Source organism: Deltaproteobacteria bacterium, from assembly GCA_011773515.1.
Lineage (GTDB): Bacteria > Desulfobacterota > Deferrimicrobia > J040 > J040 > WVXK01.
Genome location: WVXK01000100.1, coordinates 5924 through 8359, shown reverse-complemented (window position 1 = coordinate 8359; position 2436 = coordinate 5924). Strand labels below are relative to the sequence as shown.

General features: G+C 49.1%; 2 protein-coding genes and 1 tRNA gene. All 3 read left to right on the top strand.

The window, feature by feature from the left end:
• Nucleotides 1-537: MFS transporter (locus GTN70_10935; GenBank protein NIO17479.1), on the top strand; the 537-nt coding region annotated here is incomplete at its 5' end.
• Between the two features lie 170 nt (nt 538-707).
• Nucleotides 708-784, top strand: a tRNA-Met gene (locus tag GTN70_10930).
• 313 nt (nt 785-1097) lie between these two features.
• Nucleotides 1098-2436: diguanylate cyclase (locus GTN70_10925; GenBank protein ID NIO17478.1), on the top strand; the 1339-nt coding region annotated here is incomplete at its 3' end.

Here is a 2436-nt window from a genome sequence, read left to right as displayed (position 1 = left end):
GCCGTTGGGCAGGTCGCGATCGGGCAGGCAAAACCGATCGTCAAGGAGCTTGCCGGTGCTACTGCGGTTATGACGGGAGGAACAGCGCTAGGGATCATGTCGATATTCAACGGGGTGGGGCGTCTCGCCTGGGGTGCCACATCGGATAAGATCGGGCGAAAGGGGGCGTATATCGGCTTGCTTGCCTTCTACATAGTCGCCTGCCTCTTCCTGCTCAGGAACGCCACGAACTTCTGGCAGGTGCTGATCGGCCTCTGCGCCGTCGGCTTCTCCTACGGTGGAAACTTCGCCCTTCAGCCGTCGATAACAGCGGACTTCTGGGGCACGAAGAACCTGGGCGCGAACTACGGCCTCGTGTTCACCGCATGGGGCGTGGCCGGCTTCACCGTACCCAAGTACTTCGCGGGGGTCGTGCAGGCTGCGAAGGATGCGGGTAACGTGGCTGCCGGCTACAACAAGACCTACTTCTCGTTGGCCCTTTTCTGCGTTATTGCCATCGTGTGCGTGGTCTTGCTCAGGAGACCGAAACACGATTAATGGTCGAATGTCCGGGCGGCGGCCTTTCAGGCTGCCGCCTTTTTTTTTGCAAGGAACCGAACCTGCAGTTTCCCTGCCAGTCAATATACGCCGATGCTGATACAGATTTTCTTTCCTTGACAAAAACGCTGCGCGGGGGATATAGTAGTCAGGTTAAAAATAATCATTGACGCGGGGTGGAGCAGTCTGGTAGCTCGTCGGGCTCATAACCCGAAGGTCGTAGGTTCGAATCCTACCCCCGCTACCAGAAAAACAGAGAGCCGGAGATGGAAATTCACGGCTCTTTTTTTTTTTAAAAAAATAACTTTTCTTAACAACTCTTCTGTCAAACATCAATCAGAGAAGATCGAAAAAACGCGATTGACAGAAGATTTCATTTCGTTGTAACTACTATGATAATAAATAATGTGAAATAATATTGACAAAAAGGGTAAAATATTTCTTAATTTACAGGAAATTGGCGAGGCCAAGACAAAAAAACTATTTGAAACAAAGAGTTTGTAATTGTTAAGGAAAGGGCATGTTATTTGATATGACTCGGAGAGAGAATCAAAGCAAAAATGTGGAATGAAACGGAAATAAAAAAGATCGTCAACGATTATTACGTTGACTTCCCGCCCGAGATGGATGAGGGGGAGCTTTCCAGCCTTGGAGCCCATGTCAATGCCCTGTTGAAATACCCACTGTTTCTCACTTTCACCAATGAGGAGGAATTTTATTCGAATTTTTCAAGCTACCTGATTGGAATTGTTCCTCAGGTCTCGGGAGTTATCACATTTACGTTCAATGATCTCAGCGGGGACTACCTGCTTCACGCCGGGGGCTCTGTTGAGACTGACGGCATTCCATCACCCTATGGCGAATACTTGCCCCTCAAGGTGGTCCAATCAGCCAAAAAACCGCTCATGTTCGTCAGTGGTAAACATGCTGTTGTTGACCAGGTGCTCGAAGATCTGAAAACGAGCTCATTTGCCGTATATCCGCTCAGAGTTGACAATGTGTTCAAGGGCGCCATTGGTTTCATAGCAAGAGGCGGCCACGTTTTCACGCCACTTGAGATCAAGATTTTGTGGAATCTGTCATTTTATGGAGATCTGTTCTCAAAGATTGCCGAGAGCAAAAAAAACCTCCTTTACTATGCCTTCTACGACCCCCTCACCTCACTCTTCAACAGAAGAATATTTCACGAGAGGATTGAACAGGAAATCCTGAAGTCGAGGAGGACAGGTAAAGCCCTCACGGTTCTTTTAACGGATCTTGATAATTTCAAGGCCTATAACGAGCGCTACAAAAGCACATTCGGTGATCTAGCCCTCCAGGAGGTGTCAGACATTCTGAAAGATTCGATCAGGGAAGTTGATACCGTGGCGAGGATCGGGTCGGATGAGTTCGGCCTCATTCTTCCCGGCACCGGTTCGAACGAATCCCTGGTTGTTGCGGAGAGAATTCTGGGAAACGTTGCAGGCCACACGTTCAATGATGACATGTACCAGAGAAATCAGAAGATGACGGTGAGTATCGGCTTGGCGGCATACCCCCAGGATGCCTACGACGGAAAAGACCTTTTACAAAAGGCGGAGTCTGCGCTCAATGCTTCCCAAAGGCTGGGAGGAAACCGCATCGTCAGCAATGAGGATCTTATTCTTTTGCAAATTGGGTCAGAGCCGATTGAACGGGAGATACAACCGCAGAGCCTCTTTGAGGCAGTGCGGACCGTCTTTAACTTCGAGAAGTTCATGTCCGTGCTGCTGCAGATCTCAATGGATGGTGTTTCAGCCGACAGGGGTTCTTTCTTTGTCAAGGATTTCGAGGAGCCGGAATATATCCTTCTCGTTAAAAAGGGCTTCAGCACCGATGGAAACGACACGGAAAAGAAAGTATACGGTGGTGAGATCATCA